This window comes from Burkholderia sp. NFPP32 (assembly GCF_900119325.1).
Taxonomy (GTDB): domain Bacteria; phylum Pseudomonadota; class Gammaproteobacteria; order Burkholderiales; family Burkholderiaceae; genus Burkholderia; species Burkholderia pyrrocinia_C.
Window position 1 is genome coordinate 17,500 of sequence record NZ_FPJP01000012.1, and the last position, 21,218, is coordinate 38,717.

Annotated in this window: 20 protein-coding genes and 1 tRNA gene; 1 reads left to right on the forward strand and 20 read right to left on the reverse strand. The window is 64.2% G+C overall.

Annotated elements, in window-relative coordinates:
* Positions 1–19 precede the first annotated feature (19 nt).
* From BT264_RS21755 to BT264_RS21855, 20 genes are all read right to left on the reverse strand, one after another.
* On the reverse strand, positions 20–1,510 hold the full coding sequence (locus BT264_RS21755; protein ID WP_072440689.1) for an NADH-quinone oxidoreductase subunit M: 1,491 nt from the start codon (positions 1,508–1,510) through the stop codon (positions 20–22).
* An 18-nt stretch (positions 1,511–1,528) separates the two neighbouring features.
* A complete protein-coding gene (gene nuoL, locus BT264_RS21760) occupies positions 1,529–3,583 on the reverse strand; it encodes an NADH-quinone oxidoreductase subunit L (RefSeq protein WP_072440691.1) in 2,055 nt (684 codons plus the stop codon).
* A 17-nt stretch (positions 3,584–3,600) separates the two neighbouring features.
* The gene (nuoK, locus tag BT264_RS21765) at positions 3,601–3,906 is read right to left on the reverse strand and encodes an NADH-quinone oxidoreductase subunit NuoK (protein ID WP_004185739.1); all 306 of its coding nucleotides are present in this window, start codon (positions 3,904–3,906) and stop codon (positions 3,601–3,603) included.
* A 17-nt stretch (positions 3,907–3,923) separates the two neighbouring features.
* The gene (locus BT264_RS21770; protein WP_072440693.1) at positions 3,924–4,574 is read right to left on the reverse strand and encodes an NADH-quinone oxidoreductase subunit J; all 651 of its coding nucleotides are present in this window, start codon (positions 4,572–4,574) and stop codon (positions 3,924–3,926) included.
* A gap of 103 nt (positions 4,575–4,677) precedes the next feature.
* On the reverse strand, positions 4,678–5,166 hold the full coding sequence (gene nuoI / locus BT264_RS21775) for an NADH-quinone oxidoreductase subunit NuoI (protein WP_006478270.1): 489 nt from the start codon (positions 5,164–5,166) through the stop codon (positions 4,678–4,680).
* A 12-nt stretch (positions 5,167–5,178) separates the two neighbouring features.
* Complete coding sequence (gene nuoH / locus BT264_RS21780; protein WP_072440695.1) at positions 5,179–6,246, reverse strand: NADH-quinone oxidoreductase subunit NuoH; 1,068 nt, start codon at positions 6,244–6,246, stop codon at positions 5,179–5,181.
* Complete coding sequence (gene nuoG, locus BT264_RS21785) at positions 6,247–8,577, reverse strand: NADH-quinone oxidoreductase subunit NuoG (RefSeq protein ID WP_034184890.1); 2,331 nt, start codon at positions 8,575–8,577, stop codon at positions 6,247–6,249. It lies immediately after the preceding gene.
* An 81-nt stretch (positions 8,578–8,658) separates the two neighbouring features.
* Complete coding sequence (nuoF, locus tag BT264_RS21790; RefSeq protein WP_034184889.1) at positions 8,659–9,969, reverse strand: NADH-quinone oxidoreductase subunit NuoF; 1,311 nt, start codon at positions 9,967–9,969, stop codon at positions 8,659–8,661.
* Complete coding sequence (gene nuoE, locus BT264_RS21795) at positions 9,966–10,451, reverse strand: NADH-quinone oxidoreductase subunit NuoE (protein WP_006756903.1); 486 nt, start codon at positions 10,449–10,451, stop codon at positions 9,966–9,968. The genes nuoF and nuoE overlap by 4 nt, the downstream gene beginning before the upstream one ends.
* 174 nt (positions 10,452–10,625) lie before the next feature.
* Positions 10,626–11,879, reverse strand: coding sequence for an NADH-quinone oxidoreductase subunit D (locus BT264_RS21800; RefSeq protein WP_072440696.1), 1,254 nt, complete (start codon positions 11,877–11,879; stop codon positions 10,626–10,628).
* A 9-nt stretch (positions 11,880–11,888) separates the two neighbouring features.
* On the reverse strand, positions 11,889–12,491 hold the full coding sequence (locus BT264_RS21805) for an NADH-quinone oxidoreductase subunit C (protein ID WP_006478264.1): 603 nt from the start codon (positions 12,489–12,491) through the stop codon (positions 11,889–11,891).
* Between the two features lie 21 nt (positions 12,492–12,512).
* Positions 12,513–12,992 carry a NuoB/complex I 20 kDa subunit family protein gene (locus BT264_RS21810; RefSeq protein ID WP_006398799.1) on the reverse strand — a complete coding sequence of 160 codons (480 nt, stop codon included), beginning with the start codon at positions 12,990–12,992 and terminating at the stop codon, positions 12,513–12,515.
* 62 nt (positions 12,993–13,054) lie between these two features.
* On the reverse strand, positions 13,055–13,414 hold the full coding sequence (locus BT264_RS21815) for an NADH-quinone oxidoreductase subunit A (RefSeq protein WP_006398798.1): 360 nt from the start codon (positions 13,412–13,414) through the stop codon (positions 13,055–13,057).
* A 153-nt stretch (positions 13,415–13,567) separates the two neighbouring features.
* Positions 13,568–13,652 (reverse strand) — tRNA-Leu (locus tag BT264_RS21820).
* Between the two features lie 111 nt (positions 13,653–13,763).
* Positions 13,764–14,141 carry a preprotein translocase subunit SecG gene (gene secG, locus BT264_RS21825; protein WP_034184886.1) on the reverse strand — a complete coding sequence of 126 codons (378 nt, stop codon included), beginning with the start codon at positions 14,139–14,141 and terminating at the stop codon, positions 13,764–13,766.
* 72 nt (positions 14,142–14,213) lie between these two features.
* Positions 14,214–14,969 carry a triose-phosphate isomerase gene (gene tpiA / locus BT264_RS21830; RefSeq protein ID WP_072440698.1) on the reverse strand — a complete coding sequence of 252 codons (756 nt, stop codon included), beginning with the start codon at positions 14,967–14,969 and terminating at the stop codon, positions 14,214–14,216.
* Positions 14,970–15,110: 141 nt separating this feature from the next.
* The gene (locus tag BT264_RS21835) at positions 15,111–16,130 is read right to left on the reverse strand and encodes an NAD(P)H-quinone oxidoreductase (protein WP_047898612.1); all 1,020 of its coding nucleotides are present in this window, start codon (positions 16,128–16,130) and stop codon (positions 15,111–15,113) included.
* A 148-nt stretch (positions 16,131–16,278) separates the two neighbouring features.
* The gene (gene pnp / locus BT264_RS21840; protein WP_072440700.1) at positions 16,279–18,426 is read right to left on the reverse strand and encodes a polyribonucleotide nucleotidyltransferase; all 2,148 of its coding nucleotides are present in this window, start codon (positions 18,424–18,426) and stop codon (positions 16,279–16,281) included.
* A gap of 291 nt (positions 18,427–18,717) precedes the next feature.
* On the reverse strand, positions 18,718–18,987 hold the full coding sequence (gene rpsO, locus BT264_RS21850; RefSeq protein ID WP_006398792.1) for a 30S ribosomal protein S15: 270 nt from the start codon (positions 18,985–18,987) through the stop codon (positions 18,718–18,720).
* A 106-nt stretch (positions 18,988–19,093) separates the two neighbouring features.
* Complete coding sequence (locus tag BT264_RS21855; RefSeq protein WP_072440702.1) at positions 19,094–20,353, reverse strand: branched-chain amino acid ABC transporter substrate-binding protein; 1,260 nt, start codon at positions 20,351–20,353, stop codon at positions 19,094–19,096.
* 170 nt (positions 20,354–20,523) lie between these two features.
* Between BT264_RS21855 and BT264_RS21860 the strand changes: the two genes are divergently transcribed.
* Entirely contained in the window at positions 20,524–21,036 is a 513-nt protein-coding gene (locus BT264_RS21860; protein WP_072440704.1) for a hypothetical protein, read from the forward strand.
* Positions 21,037–21,218: the final 182 nt, after the last annotated feature.

Consider the following 21,218-nt stretch of genomic DNA (forward strand, 5'->3'; position numbering starts at 1 on the left):
TGATTTCCTCCGCTCGCGATTACTGGGCCAGCGGCAGCTTGGACTGCGCGACGTGGGAGAGGAGGTTTTCGACGGAAACGTGCATCACGTCGGTAAAGGGCTTCGGATACAGGCCCATCAGCATCGTGAACGCGGCCAGCACGGCCAGCATCAGGAATTCGCGACGGCCGATGTCCTTCAGCTTGGCGACGTGATCGTTCGCCACCGCGCCGAAGTACACGCGCTTGTACATCCACAGCGTGTATGCGGCGCCGAGGATCAGCGTGAATGCCGCGCCGAATGCGATCCAGAAGTTGTACTGGACGGCCGCGAGAATCACCATGAACTCGCCGACGAAACCCGACGTACCCGGCAGGCCGCAGTTGGCCATCGAGAACAGCATCGCGAATGCCGCGAACTTCGGCATCACGTTGACGACGCCGCCGTAGTCGGCGATCTGGCGCGAGTGCACGCGATCGTACAGCACGCCGATGCAGAGGAACATCGCACCCGACACGAAGCCGTGCGAGATCATCTGGACGATCGCGCCTTCGACGCCGAGCTGGTTGAAGATGAAGAAGCCGAGCGTGACGAAGCCCATGTGCGCGATCGACGAATACGCGACCAGCTTCTTCATGTCGGCCTGCACCATCGCGACGAGGCCGATGTAGATCACCGCGATCAGCGACAGCGTGATCACGACGGGTGCCAGGAAGTGGCTCGCGTCAGGCGTAATCGGCAGCGAGAAGCGCAGGAAACCGTACGCGCCGAGCTTCAGCATGATCGCGGCCAGCACGACCGAACCGCCCGTCGGCGCTTCCACGTGCGCGTCCGGCAGCCAGGTGTGCACCGGCCACATCGGCACCTTCACCGCGAACGCAAGGAAGAACGCGATGAACAGCAGTATCTGCGGCGTCATCGCGATCTTCGCGTTCTGCCACGTCGCGAGGTCGAACGAATGCGTTTCCGTGTACAGGTAGATCAGCGCGACCAGCATCAGCAGCGAGCCGGCCAGCGTGTACAGGAAGAACTTGAACGCCGCATACACGCGGTTCGGGCCACCCCACACGCCGATGATGATGTACATCGGGATCAGGGTCGCCTCGAAGAACACGTAGAACAGCAGGCCATCGGCCGCCGAGAACACGCCGATCATGATCCCGGACAGGATCAGGAAGGCCGCGAGGTACTGCGCGACGTTCTCGGTGATCACTTCCCACGCGGCGATCACGACGATCACCGTGATCAGCGCGGTCAGCACGACGAACCACATCGAGATGCCGTCGACGCCGAGGTGATACGAGATGTTGAAGCGCTCGATCCACGTCGACTGCTCGACGAACTGCAGCGCGGCCGTGCTCGCGTCGAAGCCCGTGATCAGCGGAATCGTGACCGCGAGGCCGAGCAGCGAGCCGATCAGCGCGAGCCAGCGGGCCGTCCCCGGATTTTTGTCGTTACCCACCGCGAGCACGAGGAGGCCGAAAACGATCGGCAGCCAGATCGCGGTACTGAGAATCGGAAAAGCGTGCATTGTTCTTGTCCCCTCGCCTTATTTGCCGCCGAGCGTTACAAACAGGGTCAAGAGCCCCAGCATGCCGATGATCATGGCGAACGCGTAGTGATAGATGTAACCGGATTGGAGGAAGCGGATCACGCCGGCGAACCAGCCGATGAACCGGGCGCTGCCGTTGACGAGGCCGTCGATCACCACGACATCGCCCTCTTTCCACAGGCCGCGGCCGATCGCGACCGAGCCCTTGGCAAACACCACCTCGTTGATCTTGTCCATGTAGTACTTGTTGTCGAGCAGCGTGTAGATCGGGCCGAACGCGCGGCGGATCACGGCAGGCAGCTCAGGACGCTTCAGGTACAGGAACCACGCAACCACGACGCCGGCAATCGCGAGCCACAACGGCAGCGTCGTCAGCGAGTGCAGGCCCATCGCGGCCCAGCCGTGGAATTCCTTGCCCAGCTCTTCGAGGCCCGGGTGGTTTTCGCCGATGAAGATCACCTTGTCGAATGCCACGCCATGTTCGAAGAAGCTGCCGTACAGCATCGGGCCGATCGCGATCGCACCGACGATCACCGACGGAATCGCGAGCAGCACGAGCGGCAGCCACACGACCCACGGGGTCTCGTGCGGTTCGTGCGCGTGGTCGTCGTGACCGTGGCCGTGGCCGTGATCGTCGTGACCGTGCGCGGCCGCCATGCCCATCGGCGATTCAGGATGCTTCGGGTTGCGGAAGCGCTCTTCGCCATGGAACACGAGGAAGTACATGCGGAACGAGTACAGCGCCGTCACGAACACGCTCGCGACCACCGCGAAGTACGCGAAGCCCGAACCCGCGAGATGCGATTCCTTCACGGCCTCGATGATCGAATCCTTCGAGTAGAAGCCCGAGAAGAACGGCGTGCCGATCAGTGCGAGCGAGCCGATCAGCGACGTGATCCACGTGATCGGCATGTACTTGCGCAGGCCGCCCATGTTGCGGATGTCCTGGTCGTGGTGCATGCCGATGATCACCGAGCCCGCGCCGAGGAACAGCAGCGCCTTGAAGAACGCGTGCGTCATCAGGTGGAACAGCGCGACCGGGTACGCGGACACGCCGAGCGCGACCGTCATGTAGCCGAGCTGCGACAGCGTCGAATACGCGACCACGCGCTTGATGTCGTTCTGGATGATGCCGAGGAAGCCCATGAACAGCGCGGTGATCGCGCCGATCACCGTGACGAACGACAGCGCGGTGTCCGACAGCTCGAACAGCGGCGACATGCGCGACACCATGAAGATGCCCGCCGTCACCATCGTCGCCGCGTGAATCAGCGCCGAGATCGGGGTCGGGCCTTCCATCGAGTCCGGCAGCCACACGTGCAGCGGGAACTGCGCCGATTTACCCATCGCGCCGATGAACAGGCAGATGCAGGCGACGGTCAGCAGGCCCCAGTCGGTGCCCGGGAAGTGCAGGCTCGCGAGCTCCGCGCGCTTCGCGAACACTTCGCCGTAGTTCATCGAGCCGGCGAATGCGAGCAGCAGGCCGATGCCGAGCAGGAAGCCGAAGTCGCCCACGCGGTTCACGAGGAACGCCTTCATGTTCGCGTAGATCGCGCTCTCACGCGTGAAGTAGAAGCCGATCAGCAGGTACGACACGAGACCCACCGCTTCCCAGCCGAAGAACAGCTGCAGGAAGTTGTTGCTCATCACGAGCATCAGCATCGAGAACGTGAACAGCGAGATGTACGAGAAGAAGCGCTGGTAGCCGTCTTCTTCCGACATGTAGCCGATCGTGTAGATGTGCACCATCAGCGACACGAAGGTCACGACGACCATCATCATCGCGGTCATCGAATCGACCAGGAAGCCGACTTCGAGCTTCAGCGAGCCGACCCGCATCCATTCGTAGATGGTCGCGTTGAAGCTCGCGCCGCCCATCACGTCGACGAAGACTTTCGCCGACAGGAGGAACGCGATCATCACGCCGAGGATCGTGATCCGGTGTGCGCCCTTGCGCCCGACTGCGTTCCCGAACAGCCCCGCAATCAGCGAGCCGGCCAGCGGAGCGAGCGGAATCGCCAGCAGCAGGTTTTCATTGAGTGTCGTTGACATAACAGCGTTGCCTGAAATTAACCTTTGAGCTGATCGAGATCCTCGACATTGATCGTGTCGAGCTTACGGAACAGGGTCACCAGAATCGCGAGGCCGATCGCGGCTTCCGCTGCGGCGACCGTCAGCACGAAGAACACGAAGATCTGGCCGTGCACATCGCCGAGGTAGTGCGAGAACGCGACGAAGTTGGTATTCACCGCCAGCAGCATCAGTTCGATCGCCATCAGGATGATGATGATGTTGCGGCGGTTCAGGAAGATCCCGACGATCGCGATCGCAAACAGGATCGCGCCGAGCACGAGGTAGTGAGCAAGAGTCAACATGGTTTTCTTTCCTCCGCTTAGCCGTTGGTGCTCGTACCGGCTTCGCTTTGCGCCGTTTCCGGCTCCGGCTTGTCCGCTTCCATCTTCACGAGGCGCACGCGGTCGCTGCGGCGCACCTTGACCTGATCCGACACGCGCTGGCGCTTGCTGTCCTTGCCCTTGCGCTCGGTCAGCCCGATCGCGGCAATGATCGCGACCAGCAGCACGAGGCCGGCGATTTCAAACGCGAAGATGTAGTCGGTGTAGATCACCTTGCCGATCAGTCGCGTGTTCGACCAGTTGGCCATCTCGCCCGTCGCCATCGCGTGCACCGTATGCGTGTCGCCGTAGCCGCGCCACAGGATCAGCGCGGTCTCGATCACGATGATCGCGCCGACCACGGTCGCCATCGGTACGAAGCGCTTGAAGTCGCGGCGCAGGTAGTCGATGTTGATGTCCAGCATCATCACGACGAACAGGAACAGCACCATCACGGCGCCCACGTAGACCAGCACCAGCAGGATCGCGAGGAACTCCGCTTCCAGCAGCATCCAGATCGCGGCGGCGTTGAAGAACGCCAGCACAAGGAAAAGCGCAGACGCCACCGGGTTGCGCGAAGTGATCACCTTCAGCCCTGATACCACCAGGAGCAGCGCGAAGATGTAGAACAGTACGGTCGTGAATTCCATGATTACCGGTTCATCGTTAGGCCATAGTCAGGCGCGGCTTGCGGGACGCCCGCACCCGTCGCGGCGGCTCGGCCCGTGCTGCGGGCCGGCACTGCAAACACAATCAACGATACGGCGCGTCGGCAGCCTTCGCCGCGGCGATGTCCTTCTCGTAGCGATCGCCCACCGCGAGCAGCATTTCCTTCGTGAAATACAGGTCGCCGCGCTTCTCGCCGTGGTACTCGAGAATCTGCGTCTCGACGATCGAATCGACCGGGCAGCTCTCTTCGCAGAAACCGCAGAAGATGCACTTCGTCAGGTCGATGTCGTAGCGCGTCGTGCGGCGCGTGTTGTCCGCGCGCGTTTCCGATTCGATCGTGATCGCCAAGGCGGGGCACACGGCCTCGCACAGCTTGCACGCGATGCAGCGCTCTTCGCCGTTCTCGTAGCGGCGCAGTGCATGCAGCCCGCGAAAACGCGGCGAGATCGGGGTCTTCTCTTCCGGGAACTGCACGGTGAACTTGCGCTTGAACGTGTAACGACCGGTCAGCGCGAGCCCCTTCAGCAGCTCGGTCAGGAAGAAGGTCTTAAAGAAGTGTTGGATTGCCGTCATGATTTCGTCCGATTACTTCACCCAGATGTTGAGCGGCGACATCATCCAGAAGCCGACCACGACCACCCAGATCACCGTGACGGGCAGGAACACCTTCCAGCCCAGACGCATGATCTGGTCGTAACGGTAGCGCGGGAACGTTGCGCGAACCCAGATGAACACCGACAGCAGTGCGAAGACCTTCAGCACCAGCCAGAAGATGCCCGGAATGAACGACAGGAACTCGAACGGTGCATCCCAGCCGCCGAGGAACAGCGTCGCAGCCAGCGCCGAGATCACGATCATGTTGATGTACTCGGCGAGGAAGAACAGCGCGAACGCCATGCCCGAGTAATCGATCATGTGACCGGCAACGATTTCCGACTCACCTTCCACCACGTCGAACGGGTGACGGTTCGTTTCGGCGATGCCCGAGATGAAGTAGACGACGAACGCCGGCAGGAGCGGCAGCCAGTTCCACGACAGGAAGTTCACGCCGTGGCCCGCGAAGAAGCCGTGCTGTTGCGAACCGACGATTTCCGACATGTTCAGGCTGCCGGCCGTCATCAGCACGAGCACCAGCGCGAAGCCCATCGAGATTTCGTACGAGACCATCTGCGCCGCGGCGCGCATCGCGCCGAGGAACGCGTACTTGGAGTTCGACGCCCAGCCCGCGAGAATCACCGCGTACACGCCGATCGACGAGATCGCCATCGCGTACAGCAGGCCCGCGTTGATGTTCGCGAGCACGGCCTGGGCCTGGAACGGGATCACGGCCCACACGGCGAATGCCGGCACGACGGTCATGACCGGCGCGATCAGGTACAGCCAGCGGCTGGCGGCGCTTGGCTGAATGACTTCCTTCAGCAGCAGCTTCAGCACGTCGGCGATCGGCTGCAGCAGGCCGCCGGGGCCGACGCGGTTCGGGCCGAGACGCACGTGCATCCAGCCGATCAGCTTGCGTTCCCACAGAATCAGGTACGCGACGCACAGCAGGATGACGACGGAGACGACGAGGATGCGCACGATTGCCCACACCGTCGGCCACGCGAAGCCGAGAAGCTGGGCTCCGCCCGCGTTGATCGTATCGAACAAGCTCATTTACGCCTTCTCCACCACCAGTTCACCGGACAGGCTGCCGAGCGCTGCGCCGGCAGGCGTCGCCGCCGACACGCGAACGACCGTCTCCGCAAGATTCGCGTCGCGCACGGCCGGCAACTGCACCGCACGCTCGCCCTGGCGCACGCGCACGGCGTCGCCTTCCTTCAAGCCCAGCTTGTCGAACAGCGCGGCCGGCAGGGCTGCGGCATTCGCCGCCTTCGCGGCGGCCGTCAGGTGCAGTGCACCTGCGCGGCGCACGAGCGCGTCGGCGTGATAGATCGGCACATCGGCCAGGCGCTCGAAGCCGCCGTTCGCGGCATTCGCCGCGACGCGTGCCGGCGCGACCGACGTCTGGTTCGACAGGCGGCCCGCGACGCCTTCATCGCCGAGCGCCGCGAGACGCACCTCTTCCGCCGTCTCGTATTCGAAGTTCGGCAGGCCGAGCAGGCTGCCGAGCACGCGCAGCACCTTCCAGGCCGGACGCGTGTCGCCGAGCGGGCGCACGACGCCGTTGAAGCTCTGCACGGTGCCTTCCGCGTTGACGAACGTGCCGGCCGTTTCCGTGAACGGCGCAACCGGCAGCAGCACGTCGGCGTAGTCGAGGCCGTGCTTGAACGGCGACATCACGACGACCATCTCCGCCTGGTTCAGCGCGGCAAGCGCCTGCGCCGGGTCGGCGGTGTCGAATTCCGGTTCGACGTTCAGCAGCACGTAGCCCTTGCGCGGCTGCGCGAACGCTTCGCGAGCATTCAAGCCGCCTTCGCCCGGCAGCGCGCCGACGACGTGCGCGCCGACCGTGTTCGCCGCTTCCGTCAGGAAGCCGAACGTGGCGCCAGTGTTGTCGGCGATCCACTGGGCGACCGCGTGCAGCTTCGCGAATTCCGGATGGCGGACCGCGACGTTGCCGAGCAGCACCGCGCGGCGCTCGCCGTTCGCGAGCGACTGCGCGACCGCCTGGGCGGCCGGCGATGCGGTGACGCCGGCGAGCGTGTCGGGCAGCGCGACGCCGCGCAGTTGCGCGACGGCCGCGGCGATGCCGGCCAGCTCGTCGAGCCATGCCGACGGCGCGGCGACGATGCGCTGCGCGGTCGGGATCAGTGCGTCGTCACCGGTCGCGTGCAGGAAGTGCAGCTTCGCGCCGTTCTTCGCTGCCTGGCGCAGACGCGCGGCGAACAGCGGGTGGTCGCGGCGCAGGAACGAACCGACGACGAACGCGGCGTCCACGTTCGACAGGTCGGCGATCGGCATGCCGAGCCACGGCGCGCCCTGGACCGGCGCCGAGAAATCCTGCTGACGCAGACGAAAATCGACGTTCGGCGTCTTCAGTTCGTGTGCGAGCTGCTTCACGAGGAACAGCTCTTCGGCGGTGCTGTGCGCGCTCGCGAGCATCGCCAGCGCGTTCGCGCCGTGATCCGCGGCGATGCCCTTCAGGCCCTTCGCGACATATTCGAGCGCGGTCTGCCAGTCGGTTTCGATCCACTGGCCGCCCTGCTTCAGCATCGGCTTCGTCAGGCGCTCTTCGCTGTTGAGGCCTTCGTACGAGAAGCGGTCCTTGTCCGAGATCCAGCATTCGTTGATCGCTTCGTTCTCGAACGGCAGCACGCGCATCACGCGGTTGTTCTTCACCTGCACGACGAGGTTCGCGCCGACGGAATCGTGCGGGCTCACCGACTTGCGACGCGACAGTTCCCACGTCCGGGCGCTGTAGCGGAACGGCTTGCTGGTCAGCGCGCCGACCGGGCACAGGTCGATCATGTTGCCCGACATCTCGGAGTCGACCGTCTTGCCGACGAACGTCGTGATTTCCGAATGCTCGCCGCGGCCCAGCATGCCGAACTCCATCACGCCGGCGATTTCCTGGCCGAAGCGGACGCAGCGCGTGCAGTGAATGCAGCGCGACATTTCTTCCATCGAGATCAGCGGGCCCACGTTCTTGTGGAACACCACGCGCTTTTCTTCCGAATAGCGCGACGACGACTTGCCGTAGCCGACCGCCAGATCCTGCAGCTGGCATTCGCCGCCCTGATCGCAGATCGGGCAATCGAGCGGGTGATTGATGAGGAGGAATTCCATCACCGACTGCTGCGCCTTCACGGCCTTGTCGGACTGCGTGTGGACGATCATGCCGGCCGATACGGGAGTCGCGCAGGCAGGCACGGCCTTCGGCATCTTCTCGACTTCGACGAGACACATCCGGCAGTTGGCCGCTACCGACAGTTTCTTGTGATAGCAGAAGTGAGGAATGTACGTATCCGCCTTGTGCGCAGCCTGGATCACCATGCTGCCTTCGGGCACCTCGACCTTCTTGCCGTCTATTTCAAGTTCAACCATGATGGTGAATGGTCCTTAACCTATTTCCGCCCGTTCGCGCCTTCGCCCGACCGTGCGCTCAAATTCCGCAACCGGTTCGCTTCAGGCCGCAGCCGCGTGCGCGTGGCCGCCGACCATGCAGTGCTTGTGCTCGACGTGGTACGCGAATTCGTCCCAGTAGTGCTTGAGCATCCCGCGTACCGGCATCGCCGCCGCATCGCCGAGCGCACAGATCGTGCGGCCCATGATGTTCTCGGCAACCGAGTTCAGCAGGTCCAGATCTTCCTGGCGGCCTTCGCCGTGCTCGATACGGTTCACGACGCGATACAGCCAGCCGGTGCCTTCGCGGCACGGCGTGCACTGGCCGCACGATTCCTCGTAGTAGAAGTACGACAGGCGCAGCAGCGAGCGCACCATGCAGCGCGTCTCGTCCATCACGATCACCGCGCCGGAACCGAGCATCGAGCCCGCCTTCGCGATCGAATCGTAGTCGAGATCGGTCTGCATCATGATGTCGCCCGGGATCACCGGCGCCGACGAACCGCCCGGAATCACGGCCTTGATCTTCTTGCCGCCGCGCATTCCGCCGGCGAGCTCCATCAGCGTCGCGAACGGCGTGCCGAGCGGCACTTCGTAGTTGCCCGGACGCTCGACGTCGCCCGACACCGAGAAAATCTTCGTGCCGCCGTTGTTCGGCTTGCCGATCTCGAGATAATTCTGCGGCCCGATGGACAGCAGGAACGGCACCGCGGCGAACGTCTCGGTGTTGTTGATCGTGGTCGGCTTGCCGTACACGCCGAAGCTCGCCGGGAACGGCGGCTTGAAGCGCGGCTGGCCCTTCTTGCCTTCGAGCGACTCGAGCAGCGCCGTTTCCTCGCCGCAGATGTACGCGCCGTAACCGTGGTGCGCGTGCAGCTGGAACGAGAATTCGGAGCCCATGATGTGGTCGCCGAGGAAGCCTGCGGCGCGCGCCTCATCGAGCGCGGCCTCGAAGCGTCGATACACTTCGAAGATTTCGCCGTGGATGTAGTTGTAGCCGACGGTGATGCCCATCGCGTATGCGCCGATGGCCATGCCTTCGATCAACGCGTGCGGGTTCCAGCGCAGGATGTCGCGATCCTTGAACGTGCCCGGCTCGCCTTCGTCCGAGTTGCAGACGAGATACTTCTGCCCCGGGAACTGGCGCGGCATGAAGCTCCACTTCAGGCCGGTCGGGAAGCCCGCACCGCCACGGCCGCGCAGGCCCGACGCCTTGACGTCGGCGATCACCTGCTCGGGAGGAATCTTTTCTTCGAGAATGCGGCGCAGTTGCTTGTAGCCGCCGCGCGCGACGTAGTCTTCGAGATGCCAGTTCTCGCCGTTCAGACCAGCGAGGATCAGCGGTTTGATGTGACGGTCGTGGAGGGACGTCATTTCGAGAGCTCCTCAAGCAGCTGGTCGATCTTCTCGCGGCTCATGAAGCTGCACATTCTGTGATTGTTCACCAGCAGCACCGGCGCATCGCCGCACGAGCCCATGCATTCGCCTTCCTTCAGCGTGAACTTGCCGTCGGGCGTGGTTTCGCCGAAGCCGATGCCCAGCTTCTGTTTCAGGTAGTCGGCAGTCGCTTCCGCGCCGCCGTGCGGGCCAAGCTGGCACGGCAGGTTCGTGCAGAGCGTGATCTTGTGCTTGCCGACCGGGTTGAGCTCGTACATCGTGTAGAACGTCGCGACTTCCTGCACGGCGACGGCCGGCATGCCGAGATAGTCCGCAACGAACTGCATCAGTTCGGGCGACAGCCAGCCGTGCTCTTCCTGAGCAACGGCCAACGCCGACATCACGGCGGACTGTTTCTGATCGGCGGGATACTTCGTCAACGCTCGATCGATTTCCTTCAGGCCTTCAGCTGAGATCATTTTCAGACACGACTCTTTCAATTCCTACCGAACGAAGAACCTGCCGCACACTTGGGGTGCATGGACGGCAGACCTGGCGCTCACTCTGTTGACAGCTTGCGAAGTCGCGCCGGTTCAGCGCGCATCGCGTGTGACTTACCGCTCGCCGCCCGGAGCAAACGGGCGGCGCAACCATTAGCGATCGATCTCGCCGAACACGATGTCCTGCGTACCGATGATCGTGACGGCGTCGGCGATCATGTGACCGCGCGCCATTTCGTCGAGCGACGCCAGGTGCGCGAAACCCGGTGCGCGAATCTTGAGGCGATACGGCTTGTTGGCACCGTCCGACACGAGGTAGATGCCGAACTCGCCCTTCGGATGCTCGACCGCCGCGTACGCTTCGCCTTCCGGCACATGGAAACCTTCGGTGAAGAGCTTGAAGTGGTGAATCAAGTCTTCCATGTTGGTCTTCATGCCGACGCGCGACGGCGGTGCAACCTTGTGATTGTCCGTCATCACCGGGCCCGGATTCTTGCGGAGCCACTCAATACACTGTTTCGCGATGCGGATCGACTGGCGCATTTCTTCGACGCGCACCAGATAGCGGTCGTAGCAATCGCCGTTCACGCCGACCGGCACGTCGAAATCCATGCGATCGTACACTTCGTACGGCTGCTTCTTGCGCAGGTCCCACGCGATGCCCGAGCCGCGCAGCATCGGGCCCGTCATGCCCATCTGCAGCGCACGTTCGGGGCTGACCACGCCGATCCCGACCAGACGCTGCTTCCAGATCCGGTTGTCGGTGAGCAGCGTTTCGTATTCGTCGACGCACTTCGGGAAGCGCGTGAAGAAGTCGTCGATGAAGTCGAGCACCGAGCCGCTGCGCGCTTCGTTCATCTTCGCGAGCGCCTTCTCGTTGCGAATCTTCGACGCCTTGTATTGCGGCATTGCGTCAGGCAGGTCGCGGTAGACGCCGCCCGGACGATAGTAGGCCGCGTGCATCCGCGCGCCGGACACCGCTTCGTACACGTCCATCAGGTCTTCGCGTTCGCGGAATGCATACAGGAACACGGCCATCGCGCCGACGTCGAGTGCGTGCGCGCCGATCCACATCAGGTGGTTCAGCACGCGCGTGATCTCGTCGAACAGCACGCGGATGTACTGCGCGCGCTCCGGCACTTCGATGCCGAGCAGCTTTTCGATCGCGAGCACGTAGCCGTGCTCGTTGACCATCATCGACACGTAGTCGAGACGGTCCATGTACGGCACGGACTGGATGAAGGTCTTGGATTCCGCGAGCTTTTCGGTCGCGCGGTGCAGCAGGCCGATGTGCGGATCGGCACGCTGGATGACTTCGCCGTCGAGCTCGAGCACGAGGCGCAGCACGCCGTGCGCTGCCGGGTGCTGCGGGCCGAAGTTGAGCGTGTAGTTCTTGATTTCTGCCATGACGCCCCCTTAATGTTTCAGACCGCCATAGCGATCCTCGCGGATCACGCGCGGCGTGATTTCGCGCGGCTCGATCGTCACCGGCTGGTACACGACCCGCTTCTCTTCCGGGTCGTAACGCATTTCGACATAACCCGACACCGGGAAGTCCTTGCGGAACGGGTGGCCGATGAAGCCGTAGTCGGTGAGGATGCGGCGCAGGTCGGGGTGGCCTTCGAACACGATGCCGTACAGGTCGAACGCTTCGCGCTCGTACCAGTTCGCGGAGGTCCAGATGTCGACCAGCGATGCCACGATCGGCAGGTCGTCGTCCGGCGCGAACGCGCGCAGGCGCAGGCGCCAGTTGTTCGTGACCGACAGCAGGTGCGACACGGCCGCGAAGCGCGGGCCGTCGTAGGCGCCGTCGCCGAAGGTCTGGTAGTCGACGCCGCAGAGGTCGATCAGTTGCTCGAAACGGAGCTTCGGATCGTCGCGCAGCGTTTTTGCGACTTCGAGGTAATCGCTCGCCTTCACGACGAGCGTCAGTTCACCGATCGCTTCGGTGAGGCTCACCACGCGCGCGCCGAGCGCGGCTTCGAGGTTTGCCTTGAGGGTCTCGATTTTGCTTGCCATATTGAGGGGACGCTCGGGGCTTTATTGACGGGCGATGGTATTGGTGCGGCGGATCTTCGCCTGAAGCTGGATCACGCCGTAGACCAGCGCCTCGGCCGTGGGCGGGCAGCCCGGCACATAGACGTCGACCGGCACGATCCGGTCGCAGCCGCGGACCACCGAGTACGAGTAGTGGTAGTAACCACCGCCGTTCGCGCACGACCCCATCGAGATCACCCAGCGCGGCTCGGCCATCTGGTCGTACACGCGGCGCAGCGCGGGCGCCATCTTGTTGCAGAGCGTGCCGGCGACGATCATCACGTCCGACTGGCGCGGACTCGGACGAAACACGACGCCGAACCGGTCCAGATCGTAACGGGCCGCGCCCGCATGCATCATCTCGACGGCGCAACACGCGAGCCCGAACGTCATCGGCCACAGCGAGCCGGTACGCGTCCAGTTGATCAGCTTGTCAGCCGTCGTGGTGACAAACCCTTCCTTCAAGACCCCTTCGATACTCATTTGCTTTCCACTCCAGACGAGCGACCGAGCGTGGCCGCCCATGCAAACCGGCGATTAACCCATCACTCCCAGTCGAGCCCGCCTTTCTTCCAGATATAGGCAAAGCCCAGCAGGAATTCGAGCAGAAAAATCATCATTGCGATGAAACCCGGCCAGCCGATGTCCCGGAGCGCGACGCCCCACGGAAACAGGAATGCGGTTTCGAGATCGAAGATGATGAACAGGATGGCGACGAGGTAATACCGGACGTCGAATTTCATCCGGGCGTCTTCAAAGGCTTCGAAGCCGCACTCATACGGTGCGTTCTTCTCGACGTCCGGCTTGTTGGGACCAAGGAGCTTGCCGATGCTGACCAGCGCTATACCTAAACCAGTGCCCACGAGGAGGAACAACAAGACGGGGTAATAGGCTGCGAGGTTCAAGGCAATCCTCTATCGGTTGGTTCTGAGCGTCCGGAGAATACCACTTCCGGCGGAAGGAATCATTTCGGAGTGCAGGCGATCGCAAGACAACCGCAAGCACACTCCAGAAATGAAAAATGCCAGCCACTGGAAGCGGCTGGCATTGAGTAACTTTGGTGCCGACGGCGAGACTCGAACTCGCACAGCTTTCGCCACTACCCCCTCAAGATAGCGTGTCTACCAATTTCACCACGTCGGCACTGCATGCAACTCGGGTTGTGCTGCTTGTTTCCCGCGAATCGCTTCAAGACTTAAATTCTAACCTGACTTCTAGAATTGTTCAACGCACAAACGCAAAAAATTTAACTCTTTATTTCGGGACGTCCTGGCCCGGCGCGCTTGCAGCCGAACCCGCGGCAGCGGATGCCGCAACGGCCGGCGCCGACGCCGCAGGCGCCGATGCCGGCGCGGTCGCAGCCGCGCCGAGCACGCCTGCCGACGGCGTCGACTTGTACGAGCCGAGGTACGTCAGCGCGAGCGTCGCGATAAAAAAGATCGTCGCGAGAATGCCCGTCGTGCGCGACAGGAAGTTCGCCGAGCCCGTCGCACCGAACAGGCTGCCCGACGCGCCGCTGCCGAATGCAGCGCCCATGTCGGCACCCTTGCCGTGCTGCAGCAGCACGAGACCAATCACACCGAGTGCAGACAGCACCTGCACCACAATAATCAGCGTCTTGAATAACAGCATCACACCCACCCGATTGGATCGGGCGACCGGATCGACCGGCCGCCGTCATGGTTCAATTCGATCGCGGACCGCTCAACGCGCGGCCCGGCAGATCGCCAGGAAATCTTCCGCCTTCAGCGACGCGCCGCCGATCAGGCCGCCGTCGATGTCCGGCTGCGCGAACAACTCTTCCGCGTTGTCCGGCTTCACGCTGCCGCCGTACAGCACGGACACGTCCACCGCACCCTTTGCCGCGAGACGCGCACGCAGGAACGCGTGCACGTCCTGTGCCTGCGCCGACGTCGCGCTCTTGCCCGTGCCGATCGCCCAGACCGGCTCGTACGCGACGACGATGCGCGCAGCCTCGTCGGCGGTCAGCACGGCCAGCACCGCGTCGAGCTGCGCACCGACGACCTGCTCGGTCGCGCCCGACTCGCGCTCGTCGAGCGTCTCGCCGACGCACACGACCGGCGTGAGACCGGCCGCGAGCGCGCGCAGCGTCTTCGCCGCGACCGTCTCGTTGCGCTCGCCGTGATACGCGCGACGCTCCGAGTGGCCGACGATCGCATAGCGTGCGCCGAATTCCGCAACCATCGCGGCCGCCACTTCGCCGGTGAACGCGCCCTGCTCGTGCGCGGACACGTCCTGTGCACCCCAGGCGACACGGCCGCCGTCGAGCTGCGCCTGAACCTGCGCGAGATAGGGGAACGGCACGCACACGCCGACCGACGTTTCGGCCGCCACCGCGCCCGCACCCTGCACCACTTCGTTCAGCAACGCCTGGTTGCCGGCCAGCCGGCCGTGCATCTTCCAGTTGCCGATCACCCGCTTAGTTCTCTGTTTCGACATCGTGTCTGTCTCGTCACCACTGTGTCATTGACGCGCCGGAAACCGGCCGTCAGGTTTGATCTGGCGAAGCAAACCCGCGATTTTACTGCGCACGGCTTGAACCGGTCAAACCGCGCATGTCAAGCCCGGCCGCACGGGTCGTCAGGCGTTCGTACCCCAATCGAGCACGATCTTGCCGGTGTGCTCGCTGCTTTCCATCAGCGCGTGCGCCTGCGCGGCTTCCGCGGCCGGCAGCACACGATAGATCACCGGCTTGATGCGGCCGTCTGCGATCAGCGGCCACACGCGCGCCTTCAGTTGCGCGGCGATGCGCGCCTTGAACTCGACCGGGCGCGGCCGCAGCGTGGAGCCCGTGACCGTCAGCCGGCGCCGCAGGATCTCGCTCAGGTTGACGTCGGCCTTCGCGCCGCCGAGCAGCGCGATCAGCACGAGACGGCCGCCGTCCGCAAGCGCGGACAGCTCGCGCGGCACGTACGAGCCCGCCACCATGTCGAGGATCACGTCGACGCCGCGATCGTGCGTCAGCGACTTCACGACCTCGACGAAGTCTTCGGTCTTGTAGTTGATTGCGCGCTCCGCGCCGAGCGCCTCGCACGCACGACACTTGTCGGCAGTGCCGGCCGTCGCGAACACGCGAAAACCGAGCGCATGCGCGATCTGGATCGCCGTCACGCCGATGCCGCTCGAGCCGCCCTGCACGAGCAGCGTTTCCTGCTCGCCCCCCTCGCCCGCGCCGAGCTGCGCGCGGTCGAACACGTTGCTCCATACGGTGAAGAACGTTTCGGGTAGCGACGCGGCCTCGATATCGGTGAGCCCGTCGGGCACCGGCAGGCATTGCGGCAGCGGCGCAACCGCATACTCGGCATAACCGCCGCCCGCGAGCAGCGCACACACGCGATCACCAAGCTTCAGGCCGAACGGGTTCAGCGCGGCATCGGACAGGTCGCCGCCGACGATCTCGCCCGCGACCTCGAGGCCCGGCAGATCCGACGCGCCCGGCGGCGGCGCATAGGCGCCCTTGCGCTGGAATACGTCGGGCCGGTTCACGCCGGAAGCCGCCACCTTGATCAGCACTTCGCCGCGCTTCGGTTCGGGGCGCGGACGCTCCGCGAGCTTCAGCACGTCAGGGGCGCCGAATTCGGTGATTTCGATGGCTTTCATGGTGACGGTGGCTCCAGGATCGGAATCGGATGGCGCGCCCGTGCGCGCGGCACGGGCGCGTCGCCGGCGCTGTTGCGCCGCACAACGATGCTACAGAAAAAACGGCCGGCGCGCTTTCGCACTGCCGGCCGTTGGTCCGCCTGCCCGCTTACTGCTGCGGCGGCGTGTCCGACTGCGACGCTGCCGCTGCTTCATTCAGCAGCGCCTTTGCCGACAGACGCACGCGACCCTTCTCGTCCGTCTGGATCACCTTGACCTTGACCGGCTGGCCTTCCTTCAGGTAGTCGTTGATGTCCTTCACACGCTCGTTGACGATTTCCGAGATGTGCAGCAGGCCGTCCTTGCCCGGCAGCAGGTTCACGATCGCGCCGAAATCGAGCAGCTTCAGCACCGTGCCTTCGTACACCTGGCCGACTTCGATCTCTGCCGTGATGTTCTCGATGCGCTTCTTCGCTTCGGCCATGCCGTCGCTGTTCGTGCTCGCGATCGTCACGACGCCGTCGTCCGAGATGTCGATGGTCGTGCCCGTTTCTTCCGTCAGCGCGCGGATCACCGAACCGCCCTTGCCGATCACGTCGCGGATCTTTTCCGGGTTGATCTTGATCGTGATCATGCGCGGCGCGAATTCCGACAGTTGCGTGTTCGCGCCCGAGACCGCCGACGTCATCTTGCCGAGGATGTGCATGCGGCCTTCCTTCGCCTGCGCGAGCGCGACCTGCATGATTTCCTTCGTGATGCCCTGGATCTTGATGTCCATCTGCAGCGCCGTCACGCCTTGCTCCGTGCCGGCCACCTTGAAGTCCATGTCGCCGAGGTGATCTTCGTCGCCGAGGATGTCGGTCAGCACCGCGAACTTGTTGCCTTCGAGGATCAGGCCCATCGCGATGCCCGCGACGTGCGCCTTCATCGGCACGCCGGCGTCCATCAGCGCGAGGCAGCCGCCGCACACCGATGCCATCGACGACGAACCGTTCGACTCGGTGATTTCCGACACGACGCGGATCGAGTAGCCGAATTCGTCGGCGCTCGGCAGGCACTTGACCAGCGCACGCTTCGCGAGGCGGCCGTGACCGATTTCACGGCGCTTCGGCGAGCCGACGCGCCCCGTTTCGCCGGTCGCGAACGGAGGCATGTTGTAGTGGAGCATGAAGCGCTCGCGGTACTCGCCTTCGAGCGCGTCGATGATCTGCTCGTCACCCTTCGTGCCGAGCGTCGCGACGACCAGCGCCTGCGTCTCGCCGCGCGTGAACAGCGCCGAGCCGTGGGTGCGCGGCAGCACGCCGGTGCGGATCTCGATCGGGCGCACGGTGCGCGTGTCGCGGCCGTCGATGCGCGGCTCGCCGTTCAGGATCTGCGAACGGACGATCCTTGCCTCGATGTCGAACAGGACGTTGCCGACGGTGGCCTTGTCGGCAGCAACCGTGCCGGCCGCCAGCGCGTCTTCCTCGAGCTTCGCCGAAGTCGCCGAATAGACTTCCTTCAGCTTCGCCGAGCGAGCCTGCTTGTCGCGGAGCTGGTAAGCGGCGAGCAGGTCGTTCTGCGCCAACTCGGTCACGCGCGCGATCAGCGCCTCGTTCTTCGGCGCCGGCTGCCAGTCCCACTCGGGCTTGCCGCCTTCGCGCACCAGTTCGTGGATCGCGTCGATCGCCACTTGCATCTGCTCGTGGCCGAACACCACGGCGCCCAGCATCACGTCTTCCGACAGCTGGTCGGCTTCCGATTCGACCATCAGCACCGCGCGTTCCGTACCCGCAACGACGAGGTCGAGGCTCGACGCCTTGATCTGGTCGCGCGTCGGGTTCAGCACGTAGGCGTTGTCGATGTACGCGACGCGCGCGGCACCGACCGGGCCGTTGAACGGCAGGCCCGACACGGCGAGCGCAGCCGATGCGCCGATCAGCGCGGGGATGTCCGCCGGGATTTCCGGGTTCACGGACAGCACGTGGATCACGACCTGGACTTCGTTGTAGAAGCCTTCCGGGAACAGCGGGCGCAGCGGACGGTCGATCAGGCGCGACGTCAGCGTCTCGTGCTCCGACGGACGGCCTTCGCGGCGGAAGAAGCCGCCCGGGATCTTGCCGGCGGAGTAGGTCTTTTCGAGGTAGTCGACGGTCAGCGGGAAGAAATCCTGACCCGGCTTCGCCGACTTCGCGCCGACGACAGTTGCCAGCACGACGGTGTCTTCGACGTCGACGATCACGGCGCCGCTTGCCTGGCGAGCGACTTCACCGGTTTCGAGGCGCACCTTGTGCTGGCCCCACTGGAATTCCTTCACGACCTTGTTGAACATGGACATGGTTGCTCCTTTGAATTCATGCATTTCATTCGCCGCACGGGCCATCCCGCACGGCGGCGTCCCGACCGAATCACCCGGAGCAAGGTGTGTTTTTTATGCCATTCCAGCGCGGCGCTCAGGCAGCGACGCGCTGGAATGACACAAATCCCGACCCCGGTATCAGCCGTTCCGGCAGCCCGGCACCAACGTGCCTGACAGCCTGCGGTGCGTGTGACGCTACGCACCGCGCAAAAACAAAATGCCTGTATCAGCGGACTGACACAGGCATCTTGCTGGCGGCAATCGCCTCGATTACTTACGCAGACCCAGCTTCTCGATCAGTGCGCGGTAACGGTCGGCATCCTTGCCCTTGAGGTAGTCGAGCAGCTTGCGGCGGCGGCTAACCATGCGCAGCAGGCCGCGGCGGCTGTGGTGATCCTTCGCGTGGGTCTTGAAGTGACCCGTCAGTTCGACGATACGTGCGGTCAGCAGTGCGACCTGGACTTCGGGCGACCCCGTGTCGTTGGTACCGCGGGCGAACTGAGCAACGACTTCCGACTTCTTGATATCTGCAACAGACATGTGATTTCCTTTCTAACTGAACAGGCGGACACGGAAGAATGGCCGTGCCGTGACTTACAACCGGCGGGCATTGTAACACAACTCCACACCGTTCCCACCGCCCCTGTCACGGGCGCGTCATCGAACAGGCAGACGGCATTTCCGTGCGCTGCGCCGGTACCGCCAGCACCGTCCGGAAACCGTAGCCGGAACCCTCGTTGTCGAAGCGCACGCCCGGCGTGCCGGCCTTGTCCATCTCCATCACGTAAAGGGGCTGGATCAACTGGTGATCCTGCGCGCGCATCCGCGACGTGTGGAAGCCGTCGTCGAACGACAAGCCCTCGAGCGCACGCGCGACCGCGACAGGATCGGCCGACCCCGCGCGGTTCATCGCGGCGGCCAGCATTTCGACCATCACGCTCATTCGCCGTACCGGATAGTCGTCCTGCGCGGCCGGGAAACGGGTCCGGAACGCGCGGTAGAACGCGTCGGATTTCGCGCCGCCCGCGTTCGGGTGCCAGTCCGCCACGGCGACGACCCGCCCGACGCCCGCATCGCCGAGCGCGGCCGGCGCGCCGAGGCTGTTGCCGTAGAACGTGTAGAACTTCGCATTCAGCCCCTGCTCGCGCGCCGCCTTCACGAGCAGCGTGAGGTCGTTGCCCCAGTTGCCGGTCACGACGGCGTCCGCGCCGCTCTCGCGGATCTTCGCGATATACGGCGAGAAATCCTTGATCCGGCCGATCGGGTGGAATTCGTCGCCGGCGATCGTCACGTCCGGGCGCCGCGCGGCCAGCGTCTGCCGCGCGAGCGTGCTGACGTCGCGGCCGAAACTGTAGTCCTGGTTCAGCAGATAGACCTTGCGCAGCGCGCGGTCGCGCGCCATCACATCCGCGAGCGCGGCCATCCGCATCCCCGCGTGCGCGTCGAAGCGGAAATGCCAGAAACTGCAGCGCGCGCCGGTCAGCGCCGGATCGTCGGCCGAATAGTTGAGGAACAGCATCCGGTTGTCCGGGTCGCGTGCGTTCAGCTTGTCGAGCGCCGCGACGAGTGCGGCCGCGACGGCCGAACTGTTGCCCTGCGCGACGAAACCGATATGCCGGTCCGCGGCCGCGCGCAACTGCACGAGCGCCTCCTCCGGGCTGCCCTTGCTGTCGAGCACGACGAGTTCGAGCGGATGCGCGCCGTCGCGCAGCTTCACGCCGCCCGACGCGTTGACCTGCTCGACGCCGAAGCGCAGGTTGCGCTCGACCGCCGCGCCGGCGTTCGCGAACGGGCCCGACATCCCTTCGATCAGCGCGATCCGCACCGGCTCGCCGCCGGCAAACGCGGACGACACCAGCATCCACCCCACACTCAACGCGAGCGCGCACCGCTTCCACCCCTGCATCGGCTACCTGCCCTTCGATCTGCCCGAGAAGCGCGGATCATAGGCCGGCGCCCCTGCCGGCCGCAAGCGCGACAGCGCCGGCGATCCGTACCGATTTTTTGCGACGCGATGCGCCGTCGCGCGCCGTCCGTGATAAAACGGAACCTGTTTCCGTATTCTGGAGAGTCCCCATGCGCATACGCATTCCCGCGCGCCTGCCGGTGCTGTTCGCCTGTGCCGCCGCGCTGCTGGCCGGTTGTGCGCAACCGTGGCAGCAATACCAGGCGGGCCAGGACGAGTCGGCGATCGTCGCGCGCATGGGTCCGCCGCGCGAGATCTACGACCTGCCCGGCGGCGGCAAGCGCCTGATGTGGCCGACCCAGCCGATGGGCGAGGTCACGATCGCGGCCGACGTCGACGCGTCCCACAAGATCGTCAACGTGCGCCAGGTGCTGCAGCCGAGCGAGTTCTATCGTGCGGAGATCGGCAAGTGGACGAAGACCGATGTCCTCGTCAATTTCGGGCGCCCCGTCGAGACGTCCTACTTCCCGCTGATGAAGCGCGAGGTGTGGACGTACCGGTATCTCGAGGACAACGTCTGGTACATGATGTACAGCTTCTACTTCGATCCGCAGGGCATCCTGCGCATCACGCAGAAAACGCCGGACCCGCTGCACGATCCCGATCGCCGCAACCTGTTCTGACCGATTACGCATTTACGCGCAATTTTCACAATGGCCATTCACGAATTATTGCGTGAACGGCCATTCCTTTTTTCCGCCATCCGATTAATTCAGGAAATACGACGGAAATCTTTTCCGATCGATGACATTCCGATGCCAATAAGCTGAAATCCCCGTCATGAGGGCCTCTGCGCGGAAACAGG

Bases quoted from the DNA above. Each gene is read 5' to 3' on its own strand.
- BT264_RS21755 (WP_072440689.1), bottom strand. From the start codon at position 1,510: ATGCACGCTTTTCCGATTCTCAGTACCGCGATCTGGCTGCCGATCGTT.
- nuoL (WP_072440691.1), bottom strand. From the start codon at position 3,583: ATGTCAACGACACTCAATGAAAACCTGCTGCTGGCGATTCCGCTCGCT.
- nuoK (WP_004185739.1), bottom strand. From the start codon at position 3,906: ATGTTGACTCTTGCTCACTACCTCGTGCTCGGCGCGATCCTGTTTGCG.
- BT264_RS21770 (WP_072440693.1), bottom strand. From the start codon at position 4,574: ATGGAATTCACGACCGTACTGTTCTACATCTTCGCGCTGCTCCTGGTG.
- nuoI (WP_006478270.1), bottom strand. From the start codon at position 5,166: ATGACGGCAATCCAACACTTCTTTAAGACCTTCTTCCTGACCGAGCTG.
- nuoH (WP_072440695.1), bottom strand. From the start codon at position 6,246: ATGAGCTTGTTCGATACGATCAACGCGGGCGGAGCCCAGCTTCTCGGC.
- nuoG (WP_034184890.1), bottom strand. From the start codon at position 8,577: ATGGTTGAACTTGAAATAGACGGCAAGAAGGTCGAGGTGCCCGAAGGC.
- nuoF (WP_034184889.1), bottom strand. From the start codon at position 9,969: ATGACGTCCCTCCACGACCGTCACATCAAACCGCTGATCCTCGCTGGT.
- nuoE (WP_006756903.1), bottom strand. From the start codon at position 10,451: ATGATCTCAGCTGAAGGCCTGAAGGAAATCGATCGAGCGTTGACGAAG.
- BT264_RS21800 (WP_072440696.1), bottom strand. From the start codon at position 11,879: ATGGCAGAAATCAAGAACTACACGCTCAACTTCGGCCCGCAGCACCCG.
- BT264_RS21805 (WP_006478264.1), bottom strand. From the start codon at position 12,491: ATGGCAAGCAAAATCGAGACCCTCAAGGCAAACCTCGAAGCCGCGCTC.
- BT264_RS21810 (WP_006398799.1), bottom strand. From the start codon at position 12,992: ATGAGTATCGAAGGGGTCTTGAAGGAAGGGTTTGTCACCACGACGGCT.
- secG (WP_034184886.1), bottom strand. From the start codon at position 14,141: ATGCTGTTATTCAAGACGCTGATTATTGTGGTGCAGGTGCTGTCTGCA.
- tpiA (WP_072440698.1), bottom strand. From the start codon at position 14,969: ATGTCGAAACAGAGAACTAAGCGGGTGATCGGCAACTGGAAGATGCAC.
- BT264_RS21835 (WP_047898612.1), bottom strand. From the start codon at position 16,130: ATGAAAGCCATCGAAATCACCGAATTCGGCGCCCCTGACGTGCTGAAG.
- pnp (WP_072440700.1), bottom strand. From the start codon at position 18,426: ATGTCCATGTTCAACAAGGTCGTGAAGGAATTCCAGTGGGGCCAGCAC.
- rpsO (WP_006398792.1), bottom strand. From the start codon at position 18,987: ATGTCTGTTGCAGATATCAAGAAGTCGGAAGTCGTTGCTCAGTTCGCC.
- BT264_RS21855 (WP_072440702.1), bottom strand. From the start codon at position 20,353: ATGCAGGGGTGGAAGCGGTGCGCGCTCGCGTTGAGTGTGGGGTGGATG.
- BT264_RS21860 (WP_072440704.1), top strand. From the start codon at position 20,524: ATGCGCATACGCATTCCCGCGCGCCTGCCGGTGCTGTTCGCCTGTGCC.